The organism is Paenibacillus sp. BK720, from assembly GCF_011761545.1.
Lineage (GTDB): Bacteria > Bacillota > Bacilli > Paenibacillales > Paenibacillaceae > Pristimantibacillus.
This window is the reverse complement of the sequence record NZ_JAASRQ010000003.1, coordinates 1-25747: the sequence shown is the minus strand read 5'-3', so window position 1 is coordinate 25747 and position 25747 is coordinate 1. Positions and strand designations below refer to the sequence as shown.

18 protein-coding genes, 14 tRNA genes and 1 rRNA gene are annotated in these 25747 nt (G+C 52.0%); 5 read left to right on the top strand and 28 right to left on the bottom strand.

Annotation, left to right across the window (positions count from 1 at the left end; genetic code table 11):
* Positions 1-7: 7 nt before the first annotated feature.
* Entirely contained in the window at positions 8-244 is a 237-nt protein-coding gene (locus FHT67_RS12185; protein ID WP_132313447.1) for a DNA-binding protein, read from the bottom strand.
* A gap of 68 nt (positions 245-312) precedes the next feature.
* Positions 313-900: a TetR/AcrR family transcriptional regulator gene (locus tag FHT67_RS12180; RefSeq protein WP_167198471.1), complete on the bottom strand. Its 588-nt coding sequence runs from the start codon at positions 898-900 to the stop codon at positions 313-315.
* 195 nt (positions 901-1095) lie between these two features.
* Between FHT67_RS12180 and FHT67_RS12175 the strand changes: the two genes are divergently transcribed.
* From FHT67_RS12175 to FHT67_RS12155, 5 genes are all read left to right on the top strand, one after another.
* Complete coding sequence (locus tag FHT67_RS12175) at positions 1096-2289, top strand: MFS transporter (protein ID WP_167198468.1); 1194 nt, start codon at positions 1096-1098, stop codon at positions 2287-2289.
* 254 nt (positions 2290-2543) lie between these two features.
* Positions 2544-4682 (top strand): pectate lyase family protein, encoded by a 2139-nt coding sequence (locus tag FHT67_RS12170; protein WP_167198466.1) that lies wholly within the window; start codon positions 2544-2546, stop codon positions 4680-4682.
* A gap of 110 nt (positions 4683-4792) precedes the next feature.
* Entirely contained in the window at positions 4793-5875 is a 1083-nt protein-coding gene (locus FHT67_RS12165) for a permease (RefSeq protein ID WP_167198464.1), read from the top strand.
* A 75-nt stretch (positions 5876-5950) separates the two neighbouring features.
* Positions 5951-6424, top strand: a complete 474-nt coding sequence (locus tag FHT67_RS12160) for a hypothetical protein (RefSeq protein WP_208403271.1) — start codon at positions 5951-5953, stop codon at positions 6422-6424.
* Complete coding sequence (locus tag FHT67_RS12155; protein ID WP_132313456.1) at positions 6424-6930, top strand: hypothetical protein; 507 nt, start codon at positions 6424-6426, stop codon at positions 6928-6930. Before FHT67_RS12160 ends, FHT67_RS12155 begins: the two co-directional genes overlap by 1 nt.
* Before the next feature lie 36 nt (positions 6931-6966).
* Here FHT67_RS12155 and FHT67_RS12150 read toward each other — a convergent pair whose 3' ends face one another.
* The 26 genes from FHT67_RS12150 to FHT67_RS12025 all read right to left on the bottom strand — a co-directional run.
* A complete protein-coding gene (locus FHT67_RS12150; RefSeq protein WP_127498350.1) occupies positions 6967-7854 on the bottom strand; it encodes a carbohydrate ABC transporter permease in 888 nt (295 codons plus the stop codon).
* Between the two features lie 15 nt (positions 7855-7869).
* The gene (locus tag FHT67_RS12145) at positions 7870-8760 is read right to left on the bottom strand and encodes an ABC transporter permease (RefSeq protein WP_132313458.1); all 891 of its coding nucleotides are present in this window, start codon (positions 8758-8760) and stop codon (positions 7870-7872) included.
* 186 nt (positions 8761-8946) lie between these two features.
* Positions 8947-10683, bottom strand: coding sequence for an extracellular solute-binding protein (locus FHT67_RS12140; protein ID WP_132313460.1), 1737 nt, complete (start codon positions 10681-10683; stop codon positions 8947-8949).
* 128 nt (positions 10684-10811) lie between these two features.
* The gene (locus FHT67_RS30500) at positions 10812-11897 is read right to left on the bottom strand and encodes a response regulator (protein ID WP_132313462.1); all 1086 of its coding nucleotides are present in this window, start codon (positions 11895-11897) and stop codon (positions 10812-10814) included.
* Complete coding sequence (locus tag FHT67_RS12130) at positions 11894-13675, bottom strand: sensor histidine kinase (RefSeq protein ID WP_165930847.1); 1782 nt, start codon at positions 13673-13675, stop codon at positions 11894-11896. Before FHT67_RS12130 ends, FHT67_RS30500 begins: the two co-directional genes overlap by 4 nt.
* Before the next feature lie 199 nt (positions 13676-13874).
* Positions 13875-13951 (bottom strand) — tRNA-Pro (locus FHT67_RS12125).
* A tRNA-Gly gene (locus FHT67_RS12120) sits at positions 13952-14026 on the bottom strand.
* A 3-nt stretch (positions 14027-14029) separates the two neighbouring features.
* Positions 14030-14116, bottom strand: a tRNA-Leu gene (locus tag FHT67_RS12115).
* Positions 14117-14277: 161 nt separating this feature from the next.
* A complete protein-coding gene (locus FHT67_RS12110; protein WP_167198462.1) occupies positions 14278-17346 on the bottom strand; it encodes a discoidin domain-containing protein in 3069 nt (1022 codons plus the stop codon).
* Between the two features lie 145 nt (positions 17347-17491).
* The gene (locus FHT67_RS12105) at positions 17492-18310 is read right to left on the bottom strand and encodes a carbohydrate ABC transporter permease (protein ID WP_167198461.1); all 819 of its coding nucleotides are present in this window, start codon (positions 18308-18310) and stop codon (positions 17492-17494) included.
* The gene (locus FHT67_RS12100) at positions 18310-19188 is read right to left on the bottom strand and encodes a carbohydrate ABC transporter permease (RefSeq protein WP_132313470.1); all 879 of its coding nucleotides are present in this window, start codon (positions 19186-19188) and stop codon (positions 18310-18312) included. Before FHT67_RS12100 ends, FHT67_RS12105 begins: the two co-directional genes overlap by 1 nt.
* A 68-nt stretch (positions 19189-19256) precedes the next feature.
* The gene (locus FHT67_RS12095; protein ID WP_167198459.1) at positions 19257-20597 is read right to left on the bottom strand and encodes an ABC transporter substrate-binding protein; all 1341 of its coding nucleotides are present in this window, start codon (positions 20595-20597) and stop codon (positions 19257-19259) included.
* Positions 20598-20705: 108 nt separating this feature from the next.
* A complete protein-coding gene (locus tag FHT67_RS12090; RefSeq protein WP_167198457.1) occupies positions 20706-22313 on the bottom strand; it encodes a response regulator transcription factor in 1608 nt (535 codons plus the stop codon).
* Positions 22306-24108: a sensor histidine kinase gene (locus tag FHT67_RS12085; protein ID WP_167198455.1), complete on the bottom strand. Its 1803-nt coding sequence runs from the start codon at positions 24106-24108 to the stop codon at positions 22306-22308. Before FHT67_RS12085 ends, FHT67_RS12090 begins: the two co-directional genes overlap by 8 nt.
* Positions 24109-24451: 343 nt before the next feature.
* A tRNA-Leu gene (locus tag FHT67_RS12080) sits at positions 24452-24536 on the bottom strand.
* Between the two features lie 16 nt (positions 24537-24552).
* Positions 24553-24625: transfer RNA gene (locus FHT67_RS12075), tRNA-Lys, on the bottom strand.
* A 14-nt stretch (positions 24626-24639) separates the two neighbouring features.
* Positions 24640-24723 (bottom strand) — tRNA-Tyr (locus FHT67_RS12070).
* Positions 24724-24730: 7 nt separating this feature from the next.
* Positions 24731-24806 (bottom strand) — tRNA-Thr (locus tag FHT67_RS12065).
* 25 nt (positions 24807-24831) lie between these two features.
* Positions 24832-24907: transfer RNA gene (locus FHT67_RS12060), tRNA-Phe, on the bottom strand.
* A 15-nt stretch (positions 24908-24922) separates the two neighbouring features.
* A tRNA-Asp gene (locus tag FHT67_RS12055) sits at positions 24923-24999 on the bottom strand.
* 37 nt (positions 25000-25036) lie between these two features.
* Positions 25037-25113 (bottom strand) — tRNA-Met (locus FHT67_RS12050).
* Positions 25114-25129: 16 nt separating this feature from the next.
* A tRNA-Val gene (locus FHT67_RS12045) sits at positions 25130-25205 on the bottom strand.
* A gap of 28 nt (positions 25206-25233) precedes the next feature.
* Positions 25234-25308, bottom strand: a tRNA-Glu gene (locus FHT67_RS12040).
* Positions 25309-25328: 20 nt separating this feature from the next.
* Positions 25329-25419 (bottom strand) — tRNA-Ser (locus tag FHT67_RS12035).
* Between the two features lie 3 nt (positions 25420-25422).
* A tRNA-Asn gene (locus tag FHT67_RS12030) sits at positions 25423-25498 on the bottom strand.
* Between the two features lie 154 nt (positions 25499-25652).
* A 23S ribosomal RNA gene (locus FHT67_RS12025) occupies positions 25653-25747 on the bottom strand; the annotation flags it as partial.

Sequence of the window (25747 nt, the reverse complement as noted above, 5' to 3'; positions counted from 1 at the left end):
TCTGTTGTTATAAAGCAGCCCGATTCGCTACGATCTGATCGATTTCACTCTTTAATAACAGGTATCTATGAACATTTCTCATGATGGGAACTTTGGTTAACTGGTTTTTATCCACGAAAACTTTCATTTGATCTTTGGAGAGACCTAGTAACTTGCCTGCTTCCGCGACAGTAAATACAACGAGATTGCTCGTTGCGTTAAAATCTCTTTTTAATTTCTGGTTCCAGTCTTCAAATGCATTCATATGCCGTTTCCTCTCTCGCTTCTTAATTGATCGGATACTTCATTATAACACGTCTTCAGACAAACACTTCAGTTCGAACCGATTCCTTCAAAAACATTTGTCACGAGCTGCTTTACATAAGAATCGTCCAACGTGCCGCCCGTCATCAGCAAGCGATAAAAGATCGGCCCGTAAATCATGTCAATTCCTAAAGAGATATCCTGCTTATTATTTAATTCGCCGCGCTCCACTCCCCTCGCGAGCAGGGTTCCTGCCTCTTGACGGCGGGGCTCAACATACCGGGTGCGAATAGCCTCTGACAGTCCTGCATCAAATTGTCCGCCGCCGATTAAATCCTTAATAATTCTTCCCTCAGGACTTGTTAGGAAACGCACCAAATCTGAAGCATGGATAACTATATCATTGAACGCGACGCCCGTGTCGGGTACGGGAAGCCTTGCTGCGGCAGCAAACAGGAACCCGTCCATGACTACGGCCGCCTTGTTCGGCCACCATTTATAAATCGTAGCTTTGCTTACCTTCGCTCGTTCAGCGATTTTCTCTACGGTGACCGTTTCGAAGCCGCTTTCCAATAATAGATCATATGAAGCGGTAAGGATCGCCTTGTGCGTTTCCATATTACGCGGCCGCCCTCTTTTTGCTTCCACTTGAACCATCCCTTTCATCTGAATGTGCACGCACCGAATAAATAAAAACGATACGTTTAGTATACTAAAAACAAAGATCAAAGAAAACGAAAATTGCCTATTTACAAAACGATACGTTCAGTATATTATTTAGCTATTAATTAGTGAACGTTACGTATAGTAATTGATTCGCACAAAAGTGAAACCAAATAGGGAGTGGTCTTTATGGAAGCTTCAAATCAGCAACCGCGCGAAAAAAATATTCCGGCCTGGTTAACGATACTACTGGCAACGGCATGCGGCATTATTGCTGCTAATCTGTACTATGCGCAGCCCTTGGTCGGGTTAATCAGCTCCTCCATTGGCCTGTCCGCCGGCAGCGCCGGCCTGATTGTAACCCTGACTCAGATCGGCTACGTTGTGGGACTCCTGTTTATCGTACCGATGGGTGACATCGTGGAAAATCGCAAGCTGGTTTTCACCGCCTTGCTCCTAACCGCTGTCGCGCTGGCCACCGCGGCGATGGCGAAGCAGCCGTTTCTTTTCCTGGCCGCTACTCTCGTCATTGGCTTAGGTTCGGTTGCCGCCCAAGTACTCGTACCGTTCGCTTCTTATCTTGCATCCGATGCTTCACGCGGACGCGTCGTCGGGAATGTGATGAGCGGGCTTCTTCTTGGCATTATGCTCGCACGGCCTTTATCCAGCCTTGTTGCGGATTTGCTCGGCTGGCATGCCATCTTTGCGATTTCCGCCGTAGTGATTGTTATTCTAGCCATTGTACTGGCTAAAGTACTGCCGGTCAGAAAACCAACGGCAGCCACGAGCTATACGGCGCTGCTTGGTTCCATGTGGAGATTGCTGCGGACTACACCGATTTTACGCCGCCGAGCTTTTTATCACGCAACGCTGTTTGCGGCGTTCAGCTTGTTCTGGACTACGGTGCCTCAGCTGTTGGCCGGCCCAAAATTTCATTTCTCGCAGACAGCGATTGCCCTCTATGCGCTGGTTGGGGTTGCGGGCGCCGTTGCTGCGCCGCTCGCCGGCCGTCTGGCAGACCGCGGCTGGACCAGACCGGCTACCGCAATCGCTCTTATAACCGCTATCGTCTCGGTGCTTCTGCCTCTTCTCATACAAACCGACTCTCCACTCGGCGTTGCGGTTCTCGTTATTGCCGCCATTCTGCTCGACGCCGGAGTATCGGCCAATCTCGTCCTCAGCCAACGCTCGATCTTCTCGCTGGGAGCGGATATCCGCAGCAGGCTTAACGGATTGTTTATGGCGATCTTCTTCTTTGGCGGAGCGATCGGATCGGCCGCCGGAGGATGGGCTTACGCGGCGGGCGGATGGAGCGCGGCATTATGGCTGGGAATCGCATTTCCTATCCTTGCTCTGCTATACTTCGCTACAGAACGGAAGTAAGACTCAAGCAGTCAGGCCTTGAAGCCTGGCTGCTTTTTTTGTGGTGTCTTCATCCCGGCTTATAATCATTAGCTCAGAAAACGCCGCGAACGCCGGGCGATATGTGCAAATGATTGTTTCGGAACCGCTCCTGGGCTTGTTATGCTGTGGATGTTTCACGGCTCTTAAGCATCCGAATAGCGAAGGAGGTGTCTAGCGAGGCTTTGCTACGATTTGCAAGCGGTTCCAATTAGAACGAAGGTGGAGGGACTACTATGAAGAAAAGAATAACAAGCCTAACAGGCTTCGCCCTGGCGATTGTTCTTACCTTATCCCTATTGGGAGTGGGATTGCCTAATCCAACGCTGCATGCAGCGGGGCTTGCCGTCACGGGCAGCGGAGGCTCGAACGAGACCGCCTACGCCGAGTGGTCGCCCGTAAGCAATGCGCTAGGCTATAACGTTTATGTGAAGCCGACAAGCGCGGCAGACTCCCAGTACCAGCAGCTCGACAACGAATTGATCCGCAAATATCCTTCCAACTGGCGGGCGGATGCGGTTGGTCTCGCTGCCGGCAGTTATGTCTTGAAGGTGGAGGCGCTTCTCTCCGGAGGCTCCCGCGAGTCGGTTGTTACCGGACCGTTAAACGTAACGGCTTATGACCGGTCGGGCTTTGCTTTTTCGTCCGACTCCCCATACGGCTCGGGTTCGGGGGCTTATGCCGACAACGGGATTCTGAAGCCCGGTGCCCAAGTGATTTACGTGACGCCTGATACGGCTCAAACCGTCACGCTTGACGTGAAAATCGATAGTTCAGGAACGCTGCAAACCGCTGTTGGCCTTGGCCAAATTATGACACTCCGGCAAAAAGGCTACGACAAGACCCCGCTCGCCATCCGATTGATCGGCAAGGTTACGGAGGAGGACTTGAGCGGGCAGCTGAACAGCAGCGGCTATCTCGAGGTAAAAGGGAAGAGCAATTACGCCGAAATGAACATGACCATTGAAGGTATCGGCACTGATGCGTATGCCTATGGCTGGGGATTGCTGCTCCGTTACGCCGGCAACGTGGAAGTCAGAAACCTCGGCGTCATGTTATTTCCGGATGACGGCATCTCCATGGATACGGGCAACGTCAACGTATGGGTTCATAACAACGATATTTTCTACGGAACGGCCGGCGGCGATGCGGATCAAGCCAAGGGCGACGGCTCCACCGACCTCAAGAAAGGCTCTACCTACATTACCGTCTCCTACAATCATTACTGGGATTCCGGAAAAGCGGCTCTTGTTGGCCTAAGCGAATCCTCCGAGTTTTTCGTCACCTTCCACCATAACTGGTTCGACCATTCCGACTCCCGTCATCCGCGAATCCGGGTGGCCTCCGCTCATATCTATAACAACTTCTATGACGGAGTGTCCAAATACGGGGTTGGCGTCACCACCGGAGCTTCCGCTTTCGTGGAATCCAATTCCTTCAGACATACCAAAGATCCGATGATGAGCTCCCTGCAAGGAACCGATGCATTAGGCGAAGGTACGTTCTCGGGCGAGAGCGGCGGCATGATTAAAGCCTATGACAACGTTGTTGTGGACGCGGCCAGCCTTATCTATGCCAACTCCAATGCCGGAACCGCGCCGGCTAACGCCACTTCGTTCGATGCGTACTTAGCTTCGTCGAGAAACGAAGCCGTTCCCGGCTCTTACAAAGCATTGGTTGGCGGAACTGCCTACAATAATTTCGATACCAGCGTCGATACGGGCGTTGACGCCGCCGACGTTGACAGAGCAAGCGACGTTGAGCGGATTGTTGCGGCAGAAGCCGGAAGGCTCAATGGCGGAGACTTCTCCTGGACTTTTAACGACTCGGTGGACGATGCCTCCTATACCATTAATGAAGCGCTCATGTCTCAAATAAGAAGCTATTCTTCCCGGCTTGTATCCATTGGAGGGAATTCCGATTCCGGGGGATCCACCCCAACGCCAACGCCAACACCAACGCCTGCTCCAACAACGACACCCGCTCCAACTCCAACTCCATCGCCAACAAGCACGCCGGTTCCTACCGAAACTCCCGCGGCCGGAGAGCATATCCATAACTTCACGACGGACGGGACAGCAAGCGGTTTCTTCACCATCCAAGGCAATCTGTCGACCTCTAAGGGGACGGTAGCCTATAACGGTCTAACCCTGACGCAATGCCTGAAAATCGAGAGCGCAACCAGCATATCGTTCACGTCTCCGGCCGCCGCGACCTTAACCTTGGTATTCAACACGGCAGACGGAACGAGAATCAAGATTGACGGAACAAGCTACGCCATGACAAACGGCATCGTGCAGGTTGCTCTTGCGGCCGGAGCCCATACGATTACTAAAGACAGCGTTACGAACTTGTATTATATGGCGCTCAAGTAAATGATATAGAAGGACCCTCGGGCTTTACGGCCCAAGGGTCCTTCTTCATTTAAATATGCTATAATGATAACCGGCTATTTTAAACGATTACAAATCCGGAGGATTCTATAATGGGACAAATCAACCGATCGTGGCCTCGAACGGAGCCTGTCAGCAAAAAAGTCATTCTTTCGGCAGCGATATTCCTCATCATCGCCATCGCCGGGCTTACTTACGTCAAATGGTGGCCCTATTATCTCAAAGCGATTCATGCGGCTGCCGAGCATACCATTGGCTCGTCGATTGTCTCCGGCAAGAACCAGGCTGCTCCCGATCCGTCCTGGCAATCGGCTTGGGACTATGCGAAGGCTTACTACAATTCGGTCTGGAAGGCGGCCATTCTCGGCATTCTGCTAGGCTCGCTGCTTCAAGTGCTTATTCCGTCCAGATGGCTGCTTAAAGCGCTTGGCAAAGCGTCCTTCGGCAGCACGCTGGTTGGCGGCGCGGCTTCCATTCCGGGCATGATGTGCACATGCTGCGCGGCTCCCATAGCGATTGGCCTGCGGAAAAAGAACGCTTCCGTCGGAGCAGCCTTGGCCTTCTGGCTTGGCAATCCGACCATTAACCCGGCAACGCTTGTCTTTATGACCTTCGTCCTGTCGTGGAAATTCACGGCGATTCGTCTGGTGTTCGGACTGCTGCTCACGTTTGGCGTCAGTTATTTCGCTAACCGGTTTGCATCAAGTCAGACTCTTCCCGAACAGGTTGCGGCCGCACCGGAGAAAGTGGAGCAGGAAGAGCATTCCGCCCCGCTTCTCGTTAGATGGATGAAAGCAATCGGCAGCATGCTGCTTCACGTCGTGCCTGCTTATTTCATTGCGGTGCTTGTGCTCGGCGCCTGCAGGGCATGGCTGTTCCCGGCCATTGGCGAGACCGCGTCCAACAACGTTCTGCTTATCCTATTGTTCGCCATTGCCGGCATGCTGTTCGTTATTCCCACGGCGGCCGAAATTCCGATCATCCAGACCATGCTCTCCTTCGGATTAGGCACCGGACCCGCTGCGGCGCTGCTGCTGACGCTTCCTTCGATCAGCCTTCCTTCGATCCTTATGATCCGGAAGTCGTTCCCTCATAAGGTTCTGCTATTCGTCGTCGTATCGGTTGTCGCGCTGGGAACCTTAAGCGGCCTTGCAGGAGTGCTTTTCTTGTCATAAAAGCAATGGATATCCATAATAAACAAAGGGAATTCTACCTGAAGGACTGGTTTGCTTACGAAAGGAAGGTTCCCTTTGGTCATTGTTCTTTTTATTTTTTACGCTTGGTTTTGCATTCAAGTGCTGATGAATCTGCGCCTTAAACTGCCGCTTGCTGTCAACGCCCTTTTATTCATGGCCATAGAAGTCGTGCTTACGAACAAGTTAACGATTAGCGGTCTCAACCTTCAACTATTCCAAATCAATCAGAATATCCCGCATTTTATCGCTTTGATTCTGCATAATGACTTCACCATAACGTTTATCCTGATTGCTTTCGCTAACGTTTTTCTCTTATCGTCAAAAACTAGCGTAAGGATCGGTATAGCCGTCTACGCGTTTGGCATACAACTGCTGCTTGGTATGGAACTGCATCGGAATCAGGTTCTTATTTATAAAGAATGGGACTACCTCAATGAGTCCCTGATGATTCTCCTGCTCATGCTATATACCTTGCTATTCGGAAAGCTCTTTCAGTGGATGGCTTCAAGAGAAGGATGGATTCGATAATGGAAGCAGTCATTTATGACCAGCATTTCAATAGTAATGAGTTGTATGTCATCGTTCTGATGACAGTAGGCTTCACCATCTATCGGCTGCTGCCGCGAACACTATCCCCCTTGCAGACCGCCTTTACCATGCTTATAAGCGTCACGTCAGGGCTCATTTTTGACCATACGATCGCTATACCGCCATTCGATTTATACGACATTGGGGACAATTCAAGTTATGAGGTGTTTGACTTTATCTCTTATCTGATGTACGCCCCTTACGGATACTTGTATATCTATGGGTTTGAGCGTTTCCGGATCTCCGGGATTGCAACCATCGGATATATGCTTGTATGGGCCGCCATCGCCCTCCTGTTCGAATGGCTTGGAGTCAAGTCTGGCGTATACCACTATAAACACGGATACTATATCCTCTACTCCATTCCCATCTACCTGGTCGTGCTCAGTATTCAGCTAGAGGCGTACCGGGCCGCTTTTTCCAGTCACCGCTGGCAAAAAAATTAAAGAACCACATCCCGGCAGGATGTGGTTCTCGTCTTGTTACTCCTTCACGGCGCCTAGCATGATGCCGGATACGAAGTATTTTTGCAGGAACGGATAAACGACCAGCATCGGCACCATGGCGATAAATACCTTTGCCGAGTTGAGCGTCCGGTTGGATAGCTCCGAGAGCTTCTTGTACTGCTCCGGCGTCAGGTTGGTACCCACCGGAATATTGACGACAAGCTGCTGAATATAGGTCTGAAGCGGATAACTGGACTGGGTATTGCTCAGCACAAGCCCGTTGAAGAACTCGTTCCAGTGGTAGACGCTGATGAACAACGCTACCGCGGCCAGCACGGGGATCGAGCATGGGACATAGACCCGGAACAGAACCGACCACGGACCCGCTCCGTCGACAACCGCCGCCTCATTCAGCTCCTTCGGCAGATTGCGGAAGAAGTTCATAATCAGGATGACGTCGAATACCGGTACCCCGCCGCCTAGCACCAACGCCCAGATCGAATCGATCAGGTGATAATTCTGAATGGTAAGATACCATGGAATCAGGCCGCCGCTAAACAACATGCAGAAGACCAGGATCCACATGAATATATTGCGCGTTTTGAAATCCTTCTTCGGCCGTGCCAACGGATAAGCCATTAATACCGTCATCAGCAAGGCGAAGCTTGTGCCAAGCACGGTACGCTGGATCGAAATCCAGAAAGCGTTAAAGAACATGCTGTCGTTGATAATTTCCTTATACGGCGTCAGAGAGAAACCGATCGGGTATATCGTTACCAGACCCGCGTTAGCGGCGGATTTCTCGGAGATGGATACACAGAAGGTGTACCACAGCGGATAAACGCAGCTTATAACGAGCAGCCCGAGGAGGATGATATTCGCAATATCAAACGCCCGTGAACCTAATGTTGTATTCCTGACCACAGCAGCGCCCTCCTCTTAGAATATCGTGTAATCGGCATAACGATAGGCCAGACGATAAGAGATATAAATCAACACGAAGCTAATGACCGACTTGAACAAACCTGCCGCGGTCGCCAGCGAGAATTGAAGATTTTGCAAGCCCAGCCTGTAGACCCAGGTATCGAGAATATCACCAGTCGAGTACACTAGCGGGTTATACAGGTTATAGACCTGATCAAAGCCGGCGTTAAGCACGTTGCCAAGGCTTAATACCCCTAACAGGACTACCGTAGTTATCAGTGCCGGGAGCGTGACATGCCGGATTAACTGCCAGCGGTTAGCCCCGTCAATAGCGGCCGCTTCGTACAGATTAGGATTGACGCCTGTCAGTGCCGCCAGATAGATAATCGCGTTATAACCAAATTCCTTCCAGACATCCGTACCTACGATCAGCTGCCGGAAGATCCCCGCATCCGCCATAAACAGCTGCGGATCCGCTCCGAAATAACCGAAAATTGTATTTACAACGCCATAATAGCCGAAGATTCCGATAACAATGGTGGACATAATAACCCACGACAGAAAGTGCGGCAAATAAACAACCGTCTGAACCAGCTTCTTGTAACGCAAGTTGCGAAGCTCGTTCAGCAATATAGCAAAGACAAGCGGGACGATCAGATTAAGCGCGATTTTGCCCACGGCAATAATTAAGGTGTTCCTGATCACGGTCTTGCTGTCATTCAGCTGAAACATATACTTGAAGTTCTCAAGCCCAACCCACTCCGATTTGAACAAGCCCGATCCCGGATTATAATTCTGAAATGCCATCAGAATCCCGAACATAGGCACAATACTGAACATGACAAGCCAGACCATACCCGGCAGCAGCATCAAATAATAATGCTTCTGATGGCCTAATTTCCTCATAACGGCTAACCTCCTGTCACTCTAGTGAGACAAGCGTAAACGGCTGCGCCGTCCTTAGGAGGAGCAGCATACGTTTCGCGGATGAAATATAAGCGTAGTATAATGGAAACTTATACTTTCTTATATTTTGAGAAAGCTTGCGAAAAGCACCGAAACGCCTGTGCCTTTCGCAAGCTTTACGTATCCTTATTTCTTCAAGAGTTCTGCAACTTCCGCCGTGATCTCGTCTCCGCCTTGCGCCTTCCAGTCCTTCACGAACTTATCGAAGGAGTCGAGCGACGCTTGCCCAAGGATGATCTTCAGAACCGTCTCATCCTCCATCTTCTTCAGGTTCGCCCATTTGGTTTCCATCGTTGGCGTCTGGTTGTAAGTCACGCTGTAGACCTTCTTGTCGATAGGAGTTGTCGCAAACGGACGGTCGCCGATCAAGAGAGAATAAAGCCGTTGGAAATCGCCGAAGTTAGCCGTGCTGAAGTTAGTTACGCCCAGCTCGTCAAACGGTGGTTTAACGACGTCTCTTACTTTTTTCGCATCGGCATACATCAGTTTGTACAAGCTGTTCGGTACGTTATAAGTTTCAGGTTCCGACTCGCCTTTCAAAACTTTCATCAACTCGGTATACTCGTATTCCGTTTCGTTCGCCGCAGCCATTACGTTACGGAGCGGATACCAGCCCACCGCAACGGACAGGTCGAAGGTTGCTTCATCACGCACAAGGGCGTTGTTCATGATCAGAATGGCTTTAACAACGTCCGGCTTCGCGTTTTTGCTAATCACGGTGTACGTGCTGCCCGTTGTTTTCATATGCGTATTCCATTTGCCGTCATCGGAGTAGACCGGATACGCCTGCCAGTTGGCCGTCGGGTCGTTCTTGAAGGAGTCCCCGTTGCCGTAACCGCCTGCCCACCATGGTCCGAAGAAAATACCCGTCTGGTTCGCGTTGATCGGATCGCCCGTGTTATCGCGCGTACCCACCTCAGGGTCGATAAGTCCTTTTTTGTACCAATCGGCCAGCAAAGCCAATGTTTTCTTCGTGTTCTCCGATGTTGTTCCGTACGATACCGTCCCGTCGCCATTGTCGAGCCAGTAGCCCGGATAAGCATCCATCGCGCCGAAGATCGGGTCAAATCCGGCCATATTGTTGGAAGAAACGAGGAACGTGGAATAAGGGAATGAATTCTTGGATGGGCCGGCAATACCAATGGTTTTGTCGCCGCCCAGCTTATTATCGATAAACGCTTTAGCCGTTTTTTCGAGATCCGCCACCGTCTTTGGTACCGGCAGACTCAGCTTGTCGAGCCAGTCCTTGCGGATCCACATAACGTGAACGCCGTCGGTGTCTACCGTAATGTTCGGGAGCGAGACCATTTTTCCTTTGTAGCTGGCATTTTCCAGGGCGCGTCCTTCGGTACTTGCCATAATGTCCTTCACTTGCTTGGACGCATATTGATCAAAGAGATCGCCAATATCGTACAGCAGACCCGAGCTTGCGGCTTTCGTCATGAAGGAGCGGTCGTCGACCACCATGCCGTCAGGCAGCTTGCCCGATGCGATTGTCAGGCTGACCTTCTGCTTGAAGTCGTTGCCCGTAGCAGCCGTCCAATCCACAATGACGTTAATGTTGTACTTTTCCTTTAAGTAACGCGTGTATTGATTGTTGCTTACGCTGTCGCCTTCCGGCAGCGTTTTGTCCGTCGGGTCCACCACCATGCCGATGTGAACGTCAACGGGCTTCGGGAATTTGGAGAAGGCGAGGTCATCCCCGGACAATGCGGGACTCTCGGAGCTGCTTGCATTCGAACTTGCCTCAGGGCTTGAAGACGCTTTCACATTGTTGTTTGATGAATCATTGGAAGAAGAACATGCTGTCAAGCTTACACCTAGTAATGCAGCAGAAAGCATCAGTGCCATATTCCTTTTCATCTAACCCCTCCTAAAACTCTTCGCTTGTTCCTTGCTTACCCATTGTACAATGAAAGCGCTTAAAAAAAGTCGGACGGATGTGCCCTGTTTTGTGTTCAATCAAGAAACGGGGGTAGATATTTGTTCGATTAGTTGTAGTCAATCTTCCCCCCTATGAATTGCGCGCGGAACTCGGAAGGCAGGAGACGGGTCTGCTCATAGAAAAGCTGGGAGAAATATTTGGAGTCGTTATAGCCTACGGCATGGGCAACCCACGCGATGGACTGATTCGTCTCGCACAGCAGCCGCTCGGCCGATCTAATCCGCTCCTGCTTCAAATAATCGTTAAACGTCGAGCCTGTCAGCCTCTTGAAGCATTGGCTGAAATAGCTTCTGCTCATGTGTACGTGATCGGCGACATCCTCGGCGTGCAGCGTACCCGAAGCCTGCTCGCGAATGAACAGTACCGCCTTCAGTATACTTGTGGTTGTATTGGTAAAATCGGTGGTTGCCGCCACCTGCGCATATACGCGCTTTCGGAAATCCCGCATCCATTCGACGGCCGAACGGATATCGGCCGCATCGGAGCCCAGCTCGGCAGCAAGGCCAAGGTCGGTCTCGAGCTGAGACAACACGCGCATAAACAGCCCTTCCAGGCGACGGAAGGACACCTTGGCTTGCGCGGTCTGCTTGCATAGCCGTTGAAAGACCGATTCATTATAAAGCCAGTAGTTAGAGCGCCATTCCTGCTCCAGCCCGCTCCAGCTCTCCTCCTCCTGCGCACGGACGTTTTGCTCGGGTGCGGGCGCAGGATTCAAGGCCGCCGGAAGCTGGCTGGACGGTTGCTGCGTTGCCGTTCCCGACATCTGCTGCCCAATCCTTTTCAAAATCTGCTCGTCATCCTCCGATTCCAGACGCACCTTGGAAATATAATCGAGCACGCCCATACGGTAAGCCGTCTGCACATTCTCGAATTCCTCATGGAACGACAGGATAACGGAACGAAGGCCCGGAAACCTCTGGCGCGTCACCTGAAGCAGCTCCATTCCCGACATGACGGGCATGGACAAGTCGACAAACATGAGATCCACCTCATGCTGCTCCATGAATTCAAGCGCCTTCGCGCCGTTCGCCGCCTCTCCAACGACAACCATGTCATGATTGGCCCATGGCATGATGGAAATAAAGCCTTTGCGCGCAAGCTTGTCATCGTCAACGATTAATACACGAATCACATGGCTCTCTCCTTTCGTTGTTCGAGAAAAGGAAGGTACAACGTAACCGTCGTCCCTTGATTTGGCGTGCTATCTATGCCCATCCGGGCTTTGTGGCCATAAAAGGATTCCAGCATGGAGCGGACGTAACGGAGTCCGATTCCCCAGCCGGTCTGCTGCTGGTCAGGCGTGTCGCGCTGCAGCAGGGCCAACGTCTCCTGGCTAAGCCCCTTGCCGTCGTCGCGGATCATAATGCGCACCATCTGCTTCGCTTCGTCCGGCAGCACGCTGATCTCCAGCATACCGTTGTCGTCGAGGCCGTGGCAGACGGCATTTTCCACGATTGGCTGCAGGATGAACCTTGCGACCGGGCTGTCCAGATAAGCTCCTTCGGCAATATCCAGCTTCACTTCAAAATCATGTCGCATCTGCTGCAGCTCAAGATAGGTTCTCATGACCTGAATTTCTGATCGGAAGGTCGCTTTTTCCTCGGATTTGCCCAGGTTGTAGTTCAGCAAAATAATAAGCGAGGAGATAAACTTCTCGATTTCCTCCTGCTTATGCATAACGGCCAGCCAGCGCACCGAATTAAGCGTATTCATTAGAAAATGCGGGTTGATCTGGTAGGCAAGCTTTTCGATCTCCAGCTGATGCCGGCGCTTTTCCTTCTGCTCCACGTCGATAATAAGCTTCTGAATCTGCCTTTTCATAATGTTGAACTGGTCGAAAATCCGGTCAAACTCGTCGATTCCCGTATGATACTGCGTAGTGCCCATGTATCCTTTGCCAAATGTCCGCATCTCCTTCTCGATCAGCCGGAATGGCCGGTTAATGAGCCGCCGCAGCACAAGCGTAAGCATAAACATCATCAGGAGGGCGATGGCGAGAATCCAATACATATGATTTTTCCACGTATAAAGCTCATGATTGTAATAAGAGACGGGGAGAAGCAAGGTTATGTCATAGCCGTAATCCCCGGTCATCCGGTTCCAGACATAATCGTCGGTCGCGCCCGACTGCCCCTCAAGCTCAAGGTGCTGGCCCGCTTCAAATGCAGCCGTATTGCTGCTATACGTTACATTGCCTGCAGAATTCGTAAACACAAGCGTATACGGCATGTTCAAACTTTCGGTAACCGAGCTCATATCCGTCGGAATATCGGTCTTGGCCTCCACGTAGACAACAAGCTTGGTTCCGTCCGAAAAGGTAACTTCCCGGGTCACGGACACCACCAGATCATCGCTGAACCGGCATAAGGATTTATGCGGAGACTGGTATCTCAGCTCCCCCATACCGGCAACATCCGGCAAGGATTCAAGCTTAAAGTCCGTACGCACCGGCAAATTCGAATAAGCTGCTTGCCCGCTTGCGTTATTGTAGTACATCACCAGCTGCATAGCCGGGTTCGAGAACGTAATCAAGCCAATGTTATAGGAAATATCGCGGGAGAGAAGACGCTGACTATAAATGTCCGCGGTGTATACATACGTCTCCATCAGATGGCCTACCGTGCCTTCCGGCGTCATCTGCTGGGTAACCTGGAGCAGATTGTTGTACATTTGGTTCTGCTTTGTCGTTTGCTGGTACAGATCAAATGCCATAGAGGTTTTGATTTTATCGTGCTGCATCGTGTAGATCGCATTGTAGGAGACGGAAGCCATCAGAATGGCACAGCCTACAAAGCCAATGGTCAGTAACACCATAATGCGTTTGCGAAGAGAGGAGAACAAAAACCGGTTGCGCAGCATGGACAAGATGCCCGTCTTTCTAATATGAGCCGTTCTCGGAGACTTAAACAAGCGTTTGCCGTGCACCTCATCACCTCACAACAAGTATGGGACAAGACAATATTCGATGCTTTATGAGTTTATCCTGCCTGACGGGGAGGAAAGCTGCAAGAGGGAATCGTATCCAAACACGAAAAAGCCCTTTATCCAAAGATGGATAAAGGGCTTTTCTATATAAGGCGGGCTTGCTGTATCCGCAATATGAACAAAATGGTCGGGATGACACGATTTGAACATGCGACCCCCTGGTCCCAAACCAGGTGCTCTACCAAGCTGAGCTACATCCCGTGGAGCGGAAGACGGGAATCGAACCCGCGACCCTCGCCTTGGCAAGGCGATGCTCTACCGCTGAGCCACTTCCGCGTATGGTGCGGTCAAGAGGACTCGAACCTCCACGTCATTGCTGACACTAGAACCTGAATCTAGCGCGTCTGCCAATTCCGCCATGACCGCATTTTTCGTAACGCGTAATGAAGATTATAGCCCAACATTCCCGGTTATGCAACAGTTATTTTTCACAAGCTTCGTTGCTGTCTTCAGCAGCAAAAAAGGCCCCCGCGACAGCCGTTTCGGCTGTCAGCGGGGCACCCTTTTATGCGATTATATGCGCGTTGTTACTTGTAAATGGTAAAGATCAAATCGCGGTTGCCGCCGTTCTCGGTGGTCCAGGTAGCCCCTCCGTTTGTTGACAGCCGCTCGAGCCCGCCGGCGTACGGATTGCTGTCGTTATAAGCAAACCCGTACTTGTTATCGGTTGAATTGTCGTCAAGCGTCTGCGGCGAGCGGAGAATTAGCCCGTATTTTTTCGTGGTATCCAGCCCCGTCAGTCGCGGATATACCGCGTAAGGCGTGGCAGCCCCCGGAATATTGTTCGGATTAAGCGAAGCGCTGAACAGCTTTTGCACCGGATTGTTGTTGGCATCGAGCTGAACGATATCCAGATAATAGTTATCCTCCGGCACCTTGTTTACATAGCTTTCGTACAAGTAGACATCCAGCCTTGGCAGGCTTGATTGGGTTAACGTAAACGTCTGCATCCTTTGAATACCCGCACGGATATCCGAGTACGTGGAATACGAGGCGCTGCTGTTATCCTGATCGATCACATAACCCGTATTGCCGCTCACATTATACGCTTCGATCTCGTTGATCGATGGAATAAATCTCGCCTTGTTGATATAAAGCCGGATTTTGGACGTATTGACGGTCGGGAAGTCGAATATTCGCCTGTCGCCAATCGTGAAGCCTTTCGTCAGGTTCACGTAGCTCGAGCCGTTCCAATATTGCAGGGTATACGCATCGATCTGGAAGTTCTGGCTGCCGTAGGCATACTCATTCACAACAACCCGGTTAACGCTTGTGCTGGAGCCAAAATCAACTTCGATCCACTGGTTGTTCGCGGTGCCGTTCTCCCCGCTCCATCTCGTCGCTTGGCTGCCGTCCGTCACCTTGCTTGCCTCGTAACCGGCTTGCGCGGACCAGGTCGACGATGCCGTTGCGGTCTTGCCGGAGGCGAGATTCGCCGCAGCAGTCGGCCATGCGCTCGCTTGCGAGGAGACGCGCACGATAACCGATTCGCCCGGCTTCAGCGTGCGGCTATAGCTGCCGGAGTAAGTGCCAAGCTTCGTCTTGCTGTACAGCTCCGTCAGCGTATAGGTTGCGCTCGGGCTAAGACCGAGATCGCTGAACGCTACGGATGCGGACTGCGAATTGTTCATATCCCAGTTGGAGAGCCCGACGTATTTATCTCCGTTAGCTGCCGTTAAATAAAGGGCCGTTGGGGGGTGTTCGAGCTTATGATAAAAGTTCGTCATCGACACCGGCCGCGCCGCCTTGCCGGCCTTCACCAGATTAAGCAAATCGGAGTTGAACAGCGTCTTCATCCGATCCTCCGAAATAAACGGCACGTTGTCGCCAATAAGGAGATGACCGCCTCCCATTATTATCGCCGTGGACAGCAGCGTTCCTTCGTTCAGCGTTACTTTATTAAAGCCGTCTATGACGCTTTCCGGGAAAAGCATGTCGGGGTCATTGTACGAATACAACGTACCGTTCGTCCACCAGGAAGCCGCCGTGTTAAGCGCTTGGCGCTCGATGCCCGGATAAGACTCCAGTCCGATTGTCGTATCGACGCCCGTTCGGCGTCCATGCGCATAACCCGATGGCAAGAGCGGTGCTATCGATTCGTTGATATAGATGTCCTGCGGCGCGGCGAGCAAGGTATCGCGCATGATCCGCATGCCGATCCGGTAAGCTTCCATCCCGTTCTTCGTGGAATCATAGAAGCTGCCTTCATACATGCCGAGGTCGATAAAATCGAGCTTGACGTAATCAAAGCCCGGGTCGATATGCTGCGTCTGCATGATCCATTGCAAATACGCCTGGCCGCCGGGATGGGTCGCATCCACGATGTACGTATTGATGTACGACTTGATCGGGTTGCCGGAAGCATCCTTGAGCGCAATATCGCCAAACGTATACGAAGTCGTTGGCACCGTATCCGTCAGCGGATCAAAGATCGCGAACGGAGCGGAGTATGTGCCGGCTTTCATCCCTTTGCTGTGCACGTAATCGGCGAAGTCCTTCAGATTCTGTACCGGCGTCTTGGTAGGGACGCCTATATAGCAGCAGTCGAGATTCATGTAATTGTAGCCAAGCGACTTCAGGTGCGTGTAGAAGTAATCCGTTGTCGGCAGCATCGCATCCGCCGTGCCGTAGGTGTAATACGCATACCACGTGTTGAAGCCGATCGGCACGTCGCCGGTCCAATTCAGCTTTGGCTCCCCAACGGCGTAGGCTTGGCCAAACGTCTCCAATCCGTCGCGGTAGTCCGCGAAATAACCGAGGAAAAACTTATCGCTCGCCACGGACGTACCGCTCTTTTTCCCTCCGGCGTTGTAGACTGAGAACCCGGTGAGCGGACCGTTTGCCGTGCTGGCCGGGGCCAGGTATTGCATGCTCTTCCACGTCTTTGTCGTAGCCGCGCCGGCGACGACTCCCTTCTTGCTTGCATTGTCGAACATGGCCGCCACCCAGTAGCTCTTGCCGTTGAACGCCGACCAGGTTTCCCCCGCACCGTACGGACGGTCGTCGCCGTTCTGGCTGTTGCCGAAATCGTTAACCGGCGCTACGCCAAAGTCATAGTTGTTCGTATAAGGAGTCGTATAAATGCGTTTGTCGCTGCCGGAGCCGATGTCGAGATTATTGGCTGCGATTGGCTCGAGGAAGTCGATCGTCTGCGAGGTCCCTTTGCTGACCGTCATATCCGAGAGGATATAGGAACGGTTCTCGTACATGGTGATGCGCAGCGTGATTGTGGATCCCGAAGCAAGCGCGTTTGTAATCGTCAGCAGCTTGCCGTTTGTGCCATAACCGTCGGTACCGGTTGTCGTCCAGCTTGCGGTCCTTGTAGCCGAATCGGTCGACTTGTACCTGGTTGAGCTTCCGCTGATCGCATAGTCCGAGTAAAAATCGCTGATGAGTGTCGTGCTGCCTTCCTTGAACGTGCCTTTGCCCGTCGACAGGTCGTACGCAACGGTAATCGCACCGTTGGTAGCGGTTACAATATTGCCCGTCTGAGAGATTGACACGGCTGCCGCATACGTCATGCGGGTACCGACAGGCAGCAATACCGACAAGAGCAGCGAGAGAAGCAGCACAACCTTCAAGCCATTCCTTCTCATTATTTTCCCTCCCAATGAGTGGTGATGAGCAGACAACCCTGCTCTCGCCACCCATTGTACGACAGTCGACCGTCCAAAATAATCCAATTATTTGTGTGATCGATGTACGCTTTTTTGCTTACCGAGGTTTAAGCGCGATTGCGTTTCAGCCTTTGATCGCTCCGGCCGCAATCCCTTTAATAATGAAGCGCTGCATGAACAGGAAGAAAACGATAATCGGGATAAGCCCCATCACCGCGTACGCGAACGCAAGGTTCAAATCGCTGCTGTATTGCCCGAAGAAGAAATACTGCTGCAGCGGTATCGTCCGGAAGTCTTTGCTTTGCAAGTACAATAACGGCAGCAAAAAGTCGTTCCAGATATAGAGCGCGTTAAGCACAAGCACCGTCGCGGTCACGGGCTTCAGCAGCGGCATAACGATGCGGATAAAAATCCCCGGCGTAGAGCAGCCGTCAATGCGTGCCGCCTCCTCAATCTCCCGCGAAATGCCCCGTACGAAGCCGGTAAAGAACAGAACTCCCGACTGAACGCCGAATCCGCCGTAAATCAGGACAATCCCCCAATAATTGTTCAGCATGTCAAGCGATTTGCCAAGCTGGTAGAGCGGCAGCATCGTGACCTGAAACGGCACCATCATGCCGGAAAGAAACAGCAGGAAAAAGAAGTTGTAGAGCGGTTTGCTGCCGCGCGCAATCGCGTACCCGCTCAAGGCGGAAATGATCAGGATAAGCAGCACCGAAAGGACGGTGATGATTGCGCTGTTCAGAAAGGCGGTCGGATACTTGGACGTATCCCAGGCATGAACGAAGTTAGCCAGATCCAGGGACGGCGGCAGCGCGTAAAAGGAATCGAAGGTCTGCTTCGCCGATTTGAGCGCCATAAGCATGGCGACGTAGAGCGGAAACAGAAACACGGCGGCAACGGCCGCAACGGCAATAAACACAAGCAATCGCGTGCTTCTCATTACATCTCCACCTCCCGTTTTCTGAATATGGTTACCTGCACGACCGTTACGATGACCAGAATGACGAAGAAGATCATCGATAGCGCCATGCCGTAGCCTGCTTTAAACGAAGAGAACGCATTCTTATAAATAAAGGTCGCAATAACCTCGGTAGCAAAGCCCGGTCCGCCGTTTGTCGTAACAAGGACGAGATCGAACACTTTCAGGGAGCCGGTCAGCACGAGCAGCATGTTGATCGTCACCGACGGCGCGAGCAGCGGCAGCGTAACGTTGCGGAAGACGCGGAGCGGACCCGCTCCGTCGATGCGCGCGCTCTCCGACAGCTCGGCCGGAATGCCCTGCAAGCCGGCAATATAGATAATCATCGGCGAGCCGATGCCCTGCCAGACGGCGATGATGATGAGACCGTATAACGCGCGGTCGGGATTGCCTAGCGGACTGGTTACGTCCATCCCCAGATGGGCGAGCAGCCTCGGAAACCCTTGGCTGTAGTTATAGCTCCAGATGAATCCGGCGAGTATAACCGAAATGACGCTTGGCAGGAAAAAAATCGTGCGGAACAAATTCCGCAGCGGCAGGTAGCTGTCGAGCAGCAGCGCAAATAAGAGCGCCACTAAATTGACGAGCAGCGTAAGAATAATCGCATATTTGAACGTGTTGCCAAGAACCGTCCATAGATCGGGGTCTTGGATCGCATTCACGTAATTGTCCCAGCCAATGTAAGTCAGCTTGCGCGAAATGCCGTCCCAGTTCGTAAACGAATAACGAATGCCCGTTACAAAAGGCACGATGACGGCGAAGGCGAACAACAGTACGCCCGGAACAAGGAACAGGACGTACCACATCTCGCGTCGAATCGTTTTTTTCAAGCTTTCCATCGGTTCCTCTCCTTCCCGAAAAGAACGGCATAAGCTGCGCCTATGCCGTTCGCGTGGCCAATCCTGCGTTATTTATGGTTTTTGGCAACCCAATCATCAAGATCCTTAATAATGTCATCCGCCGTTGCCTTGTTGAAGAACACTTTCTGTACGTATTGGGAGAACTGCGTCGTCCAGTCAATCGTTGTTGTAATATACACTTGCGAGTTGTACAACTGACCGTTATCGAAATAAGGCTTCAGGTCGGAAACGGCCGGAGCGATGTCTGCGGATGCGCCTTTTACGTACGTTAAGGTCTTCACGTTCTCTACCCACGTGTTTGCCGCAGGTACGCTAGCCAAGTAGGCGAGGAATTTGAACGCGGCATCCTTATGCTCGGACTTGCTGTTCACCGCTACGGAAGCATCCGGGTTGAACTCCAGCTTGTTAAGCGCCGGATCATTGCTGAACGGATACGGGAAGTAGCCCATGCCGGTTGCGAACAGCTCCGGATTCTTCTTCTCGATATCCGGCAGCGGCCAAGTCCCCATGTACATCATGGCCGCTTCTTCGCGGGCGAACATGTCGACCGCGCCGTTGTAGTCCACGCCAAGCTGGTCCTTGTTGCCGTATTTGAACATGTCGAGCGCATGCTGAATCGTCGTCTTCGTTGCCGGATTGTCCGCGAATTTCGCTTCGCCCTTCTCCAGCTTGTCGAAGAAGTCGGTCTGCTTGTCAACGAGCACCGTGTTGCTCGGGAAGTCGCGGCTAAGCCACATGCCAAGCGGCCAGCCGTCTTTCCAGCCAAGCGCAAACGGGGTTTTGCCCGAGTCTTTGATTTTTTGCGCAGCCGCGATTAGCGCATCGTATGTCGTAGGAATCTCGATACCGAGATCGGAGAAAATTTTCTTGTTATAAAATACGGCGATTGGTCCTGCGTTCAGCGGCATGATATAGTTGCGGCCGTCCGTTGCTTGCTCGGCGAGCACGCTCGGATCGAAGGTCTTCATAAATTCCTGGTCGGTTAAGTCTTCTAGGTAACCGCCGTCCTTGTACAGCTTAGTCGTGCTGCCGGCATTTAAGGTGAATACGTCAACGATATCTCCGCTGGCTAGCTTGGTCTTGAGCAGCGTAGCGTAGTCGTCGAATTTGACCGGCTGTACGTCCACCTTGATATTCGGATTTTCCGCTTCGAACTGATCGACGATTTTGTTAATGCCGTCCGTTGCGTCACTCTTGAAATGCATGAACGAGATGGTAACCGGCTCGGTATCTTCCGTTGCCGGCGCGCTCGCCGATTCCGTTGCCGAGTTGGCCGGCTCCGATGCCGAATTCGCCGGGCCGGCGTTGTTGCCGTTATTTCCGCCGCAAGCGCTCAGCAGCGCGGTCATCAACGCAATGCTGAGACCAAGGCCGAGTTTCTTGTTCATATCCATATCCCCTTTGTCTGATGTTCTCGGATCGAGCTTTCTCGTCCTGATGCTCAGTTTACTGGTTGTCGGCGGCCGCAGGAATAAAATAAATTGGAGATGCGATGTTCAATTTTTTGCAGGCTGGGAAAGAGGCGCCGGCGACTCCCGGAATTCCGATGGCGTATGTCCGGTAAATTTCTTGAATACCTGACTGAAATACCGCTGATTCTCGTAACCGACCAGTTCGGCAATATCCGATACCTTATGATTGGATTCCCGAAGCAGCTCGCATGCCTTCTCCATGCGCTTACGCGTTACGTATTCGATGAAATTTTCCCCGGTTGCGGCTTTGAATTGCCGGCTCAGGTAACTCGGGTCCATATGATAGCGGGTCGCCATGTCGATCAGGCCAACATCTTCGAAATAATGCCCGTCCAAATACGCCACGATCTCGGCCATTGGATTGCCCGCATCCGACGATCCCTTTGCATGGATGTGCGCTTCTATGGCCGCTGACAGCTCCGATACGTAGGCGTGAAGCGCGGAGAGCGTCATTACGCTGTCGATCGCCCGTTGATCGGACAACAACGGACTAGCTGCCGCAATAGCCGGCCACTCGCTTCCGGCGGCAGCACTAAGCTTGCGCAGCTCTTTCTGGGCGCTCCGGATGGTCAGCGATTCCGACATCTCCGCTTTGCGCGCAAACTCGCCAAGCATTCTGCGGGCGGAGGCAGCCTGTCCGCCAACAATCGCTTGCTGCAGCAGCTTCGCGTCGAATCCGCCGAGCATCTCGCCGCTCTCCCGCATCTCCTGCGGCATATCGGCTGCCCTTACCGCGAACTCGCTTCCGCGCAGCAGACTGCCGTACAGACGCTCGCTTGCTTCCTCGAACGCCTCCGGCAATTGGTCCAGAAGGTCGCGCGGATCGCTTAGGCCAACAACGGCAGATAGCTGCAGCATACGGCTGGCTGTCTCATGGAAAGGCAGCAGCAGCTCCCGCACTCCCCCGCCGTCCATAGCCGGTTCCGGCAACAGCAGGCAAAGCCGCTGACGGTCGTCCGATTTGAATACGTATAGAGGTGCGCCGCTCGTTAGTTCGCTCATCATATTTTCGATACTGAACATTAGCAAGTCCGCATTGCCGTTAAACTTGGTTTCCGCCAGCTCGCGGAATCGACGCATCATGCATACAGCAAGCCTGTAGCGGCCTACCGGCGGACTCGTGAGCAGCTCCGCTGCCTGGGAGACAATATCGGCGCTGTAGGCGATACGCCGTCCCGTCACGTTCTGCAAAAACGTCTCGGTACGCAGCTTGCGCATTTCGCTTGCGAATTGCTGGCGCTGCTCCACGCTCATATGGCTGCGGCTTGCCTGTATGGCTTTGACCATGGCATCCTTCAAATCCGCAAGCGATACCGGCTTCAGCACGTATTCGCATGCCTGGTAGGCAACGGCTGCCTTCATATATTCGAATTGCGAATGACCGCTGATCACCACAATCTTGATATGGTTATACCGGTGATACAATTGCTCGAGAAACTTCTGGCCGTTCATAACCGGCATATTCATGTCCGTGACGATGATATGGGGCTTGCTCACCGGAATAAGCTCCAGCGCTTCCGCGCCGTTGCGGGCCTCCGCGACAACCTCAACGTCCAGCTGCAGCTCTTCGATCATTTTGCCGACCGACTTGCGCCCCCATGGCTCGTCATCGACGACCATTACTTTAAACATGCGATTCTCCCCGCTTTCTGCATGGAATTCGGATGCGTATAACCGTTCCTTCACTCGGTTTACTGTCGATTTCGAGGCCATACGACTCGCCATAGGCAAGCCGTATGCGCTCGTGAACGTTCTTCAATCCAATCGAAACCCCTGAGAATACTTCCATCGACTTCTTCTCCATGTCGCCGCGCAGCTCCGCGAGCTTGGCCGGCGCTATGCCCGGGCCGTTATCGCTAACCGACAATACGATCGCGCCATCGTACGTCTCCGCCCCAACGCGAATAAGCAGCTGACCGTCATCCGGACCGCCAAGCGCATGGATAACGGCATTCTCGATAATCGGCTGCATCACGAAGCGAATGGTGGTTGCCTCCATTAGCGACTCGGGTACGTCAAACTCCGTGCGAAGCGACTCCTCGAATCGGAACTGCTGGATATACAAATAGTTGGCGACATGGGCCAGCTCCTGCCGGATCGTGGATTCCGTATTTCCCTCATAAAAGCTGTATCGGAACAAATCGCCGAGGGAACGGCACATCTCCGGAATTTCATAGTCACCGATCAGCACTGCCTTACCGCCAATCGTTTGCAGCGTATTGTACAAAAAATGGGGGTTTATCTGCATTTGCAGGGCAAGCAGCTGCGCTTCCTTGTTCCGAAGCTGCATCTGGTACCGCTGCTCGATCAGCTCCCGTATTTTTTCCGTCATGAAATTGAAGCTGCGGTTCAGCTCGGACAGATCATCCCGATAGCGGTAAGGCTGGGACAGCGTAACATGAAAGTTGCCGGTGCGTACCTTCTTCATCGCTTGGCCAAGCCGCTTAATCGGCCTAGTCAGGTATTGCTGGGCAAAGAGCGACAGCAGCGAAATACACACAACCGCAAATACCAACGCCCCGATTGCGATGAGGAGCGTATTGTTGCGATGGCGAGCCAGCTCTTCGTTCGGATAAATAATGGTCAGCGTGGAGTTCCCGTTATCCAGATAAGAGGTGCTGACGAGCAGATCCTTGCGCTGCTCAAATCGGAGCTCCTTCGGCTTTTTTTTCAGCTTGGCGTCCGGCACCTCGAATGTAGGCACAATACCGTCGTACTTGTCACTCGTATGGTAGAAGGTCTCGCCCCGGGAGTTGCGCAGCACGATGACATTCGGTGACTGGTTGTTCGCCTCGATGACTTTGGTAAGCTCCTTCATCTGAATGTAAAAGACAAGCGTTCCGATTTTACTATGGTAGAAAGGATCATAAATCGTAATGGCAAATACGAAAAAGTCCTGGTTAAACGCAGCGTCCTTGTAGGAGAAGGAGAGCGACTGCTGGAACGGCAAATCGAGCATGTCCCCGTAATGGGGAATGCTCTCGTTAAAAGGGATGGAATCGTAACTGGCTGCTCTCGACCAAAAGTCCCTCAGCTTGTTGTCCTTGCCAAAGACCATGATCTTTATAACGGTATCCTTGTTCTTATTGGATACAAGCGCATAATAATTTTTCAGCGACTCGCCAAGAGCAAAGAAATCTTCGTCATTCACCTTGCGGCCATGCTCCATCAAATTCATGACACGGGAAAAACCGTACACCTGCAAGGCCGATGAAGACAGATCGCGAAAATATTGATTCAAATAGCCAGCCACATATTGCGCATTCTGGCTGGTGCTACGGTACATCGTGCGCTCCAGCGATCTCGTGCTAGATTCGTAAAAGAGATAAGACAACACAAGCATCGGAACAAGCGATGTAATTACGCTGCTCCAAACGATTTTCGTTCTGATACTCCGGTTGACGAACAGCCACTTCATCAGTTTCATGGCTGCGGACCTTCCTGTTTCTTGCTCTTAGAGGAAACGGGATCAACGCTTACCGCGGATATCCGATTGGTGAATCCTATCCTTATTACTTCCTGGCCAACCTGTCCAGCGTTCGTCCAAACGATCATGCTATCCCTCGCTTTTTCATGTAATCGATGCCATATGATGATGATGCATTATACCGTCTGGACAGAATACCCGCAATTCAATTTATCGTTAATTCCATGTTCAATTTTTTGATGCAGCTTTCGGGATTTTATCCTTGCGAAAATTACAAGCTCAACATTATGAAAACAACAAAAAAGAGCCTTGCTAAGCAAGGCCCTGTAAATTTCGAATGATATGGTGCGGTTGATGGGACTTGAACCCATACGCCCGGTGGGCACTACCCCCTCAAGATAGCGTGTCTGCCGTTCCACCACAACCGCAAAAAGCAAGGTAAAGTGAGCCATGAAGGACTCGAACCTTCGACACCCTGATTAAAAGTCAGGTGCTCTACCAACTGAGCTAATGGCTCTCAATAATGAGAAATGGTGGAGGGTGATGGATTCGAACCACCGAACCGTTAGGAAGAGATTTACAGTCTCCCGCGTTTGGCCACTTCGCTAACCCTCCGTAAAAATGGTGCCGGCGATAGGAGTCGAACCCACGACCTACTGATTACAAGTCAGTTGCTCTACCAACTGAGCTACACCGGCATATGAATTTTCCAACCATCTAACATGGTGGCTCGGGACGGAATCGAACCGCCGACACGAGGATTTTCAGTCCTCTGCTCTACCAACTGAGCTACCGAGCCTGATGTTTGATTAAATGGCGGAGCTGACGGGATTCGAACCCGCGGTCTCCTGCGTGACAGGCAGGCATGTTAGGCCTCTACACCACAGCTCCACATCGTATTCTCGGTAAAACACCGAAGATAAAGTTTTGGTTGCGGGGGCAGGATTTGAACCTGCGGCCTTCGGGTTATGAGCCCGACGAGCTACCGAGCTGCTCCACCCCGCGTCATTTTTAAAAAATATGGTGGAGGCTGAGGGGATCGAACCCCCGACCCTCTGCTTGTAAGGCAGATGCTCTCCCAGCTGAGCTAAGCCTCCATGTTTTTTTACTCTTTAGTGTAAGTAATGGTGACCCGTAGGGGATTCGAACCCCTGTTACCTCCGTGAAAGGGAGGTGTCTTAACCCCTTGACCAACGGGCCATATCGTATTAAAAGTTGTATGGCAGAGAGGAAGGGATTCGAACCCTCGAGACCCGGTTAGAGCCTACACGATTTCCAATCGTGCTCCTTCGACCACTCGGACACCTCTCTATATGGCTCCCCGAACAGGACTCGAACCTGTGACAACTCGATTAACAGTCGAGTGCTCTACCAACTGAGCTATCAGGGAACATTAGAAATAAGGTAAAGCCCAATAAAAAACCCACTTCTGGGTGGGTGTTTATTTATGCTATAAACATAAAACACCGTAAGAAACTGAATATGATTCACACAAAACATTAGCTGGTTTCCATTTCCGAAGTATATCTATTTCAGAAACGTTGTAGGATAAGCCCTCGACCGATTAGTATTCGTCAGCTCCACACATTGCTGTGCTTCCACCCCGAACCTATCAACCTCGTCGTCTTCAAGGGGTCTT

What these genes read in the sequence shown, in the direction of transcription:
- FHT67_RS12185 (WP_132313447.1), bottom strand. Translation starts at nt 244, where the DNA reads ATGAATGCATTTGAAGACTGGAACCAGAAATTAAAAAGAGATTTTAAC.
- FHT67_RS12180 (WP_167198471.1), bottom strand. Translation starts at nt 900, where the DNA reads ATGGTTCAAGTGGAAGCAAAAAGAGGGCGGCCGCGTAATATGGAAACG.
- FHT67_RS12175 (WP_167198468.1), top strand. Translation starts at nt 1,096, where the DNA reads ATGGAAGCTTCAAATCAGCAACCGCGCGAAAAAAATATTCCGGCCTGG.
- FHT67_RS12170 (WP_167198466.1), top strand. Translation starts at nt 2,544, where the DNA reads ATGAAGAAAAGAATAACAAGCCTAACAGGCTTCGCCCTGGCGATTGTT.
- FHT67_RS12165 (WP_167198464.1), top strand. Translation starts at nt 4,793, where the DNA reads ATGGGACAAATCAACCGATCGTGGCCTCGAACGGAGCCTGTCAGCAAA.
- FHT67_RS12155 (WP_132313456.1), top strand. Translation starts at nt 6,424, where the DNA reads ATGGAAGCAGTCATTTATGACCAGCATTTCAATAGTAATGAGTTGTAT.
- FHT67_RS12145 (WP_132313458.1), bottom strand. Translation starts at nt 8,760, where the DNA reads ATGAGGAAATTAGGCCATCAGAAGCATTATTATTTGATGCTGCTGCCG.
- FHT67_RS12140 (WP_132313460.1), bottom strand. Translation starts at nt 10,683, where the DNA reads ATGAAAAGGAATATGGCACTGATGCTTTCTGCTGCATTACTAGGTGTA.
- FHT67_RS12110 (WP_167198462.1), bottom strand. Translation starts at nt 17,346, where the DNA reads ATGAGAAGGAATGGCTTGAAGGTTGTGCTGCTTCTCTCGCTGCTCTTG.
- FHT67_RS12105 (WP_167198461.1), bottom strand. Translation starts at nt 18,310, where the DNA reads ATGAGAAGCACGCGATTGCTTGTGTTTATTGCCGTTGCGGCCGTTGCC.
- FHT67_RS12100 (WP_132313470.1), bottom strand. Translation starts at nt 19,188, where the DNA reads ATGGAAAGCTTGAAAAAAACGATTCGACGCGAGATGTGGTACGTCCTG.
- FHT67_RS12095 (WP_167198459.1), bottom strand. Translation starts at nt 20,597, where the DNA reads ATGAACAAGAAACTCGGCCTTGGTCTCAGCATTGCGTTGATGACCGCG.
- FHT67_RS12090 (WP_167198457.1), bottom strand. Translation starts at nt 22,313, where the DNA reads ATGTTTAAAGTAATGGTCGTCGATGACGAGCCATGGGGGCGCAAGTCG.
- FHT67_RS12085 (WP_167198455.1), bottom strand. Translation starts at nt 24,108, where the DNA reads ATGAAACTGATGAAGTGGCTGTTCGTCAACCGGAGTATCAGAACGAAA.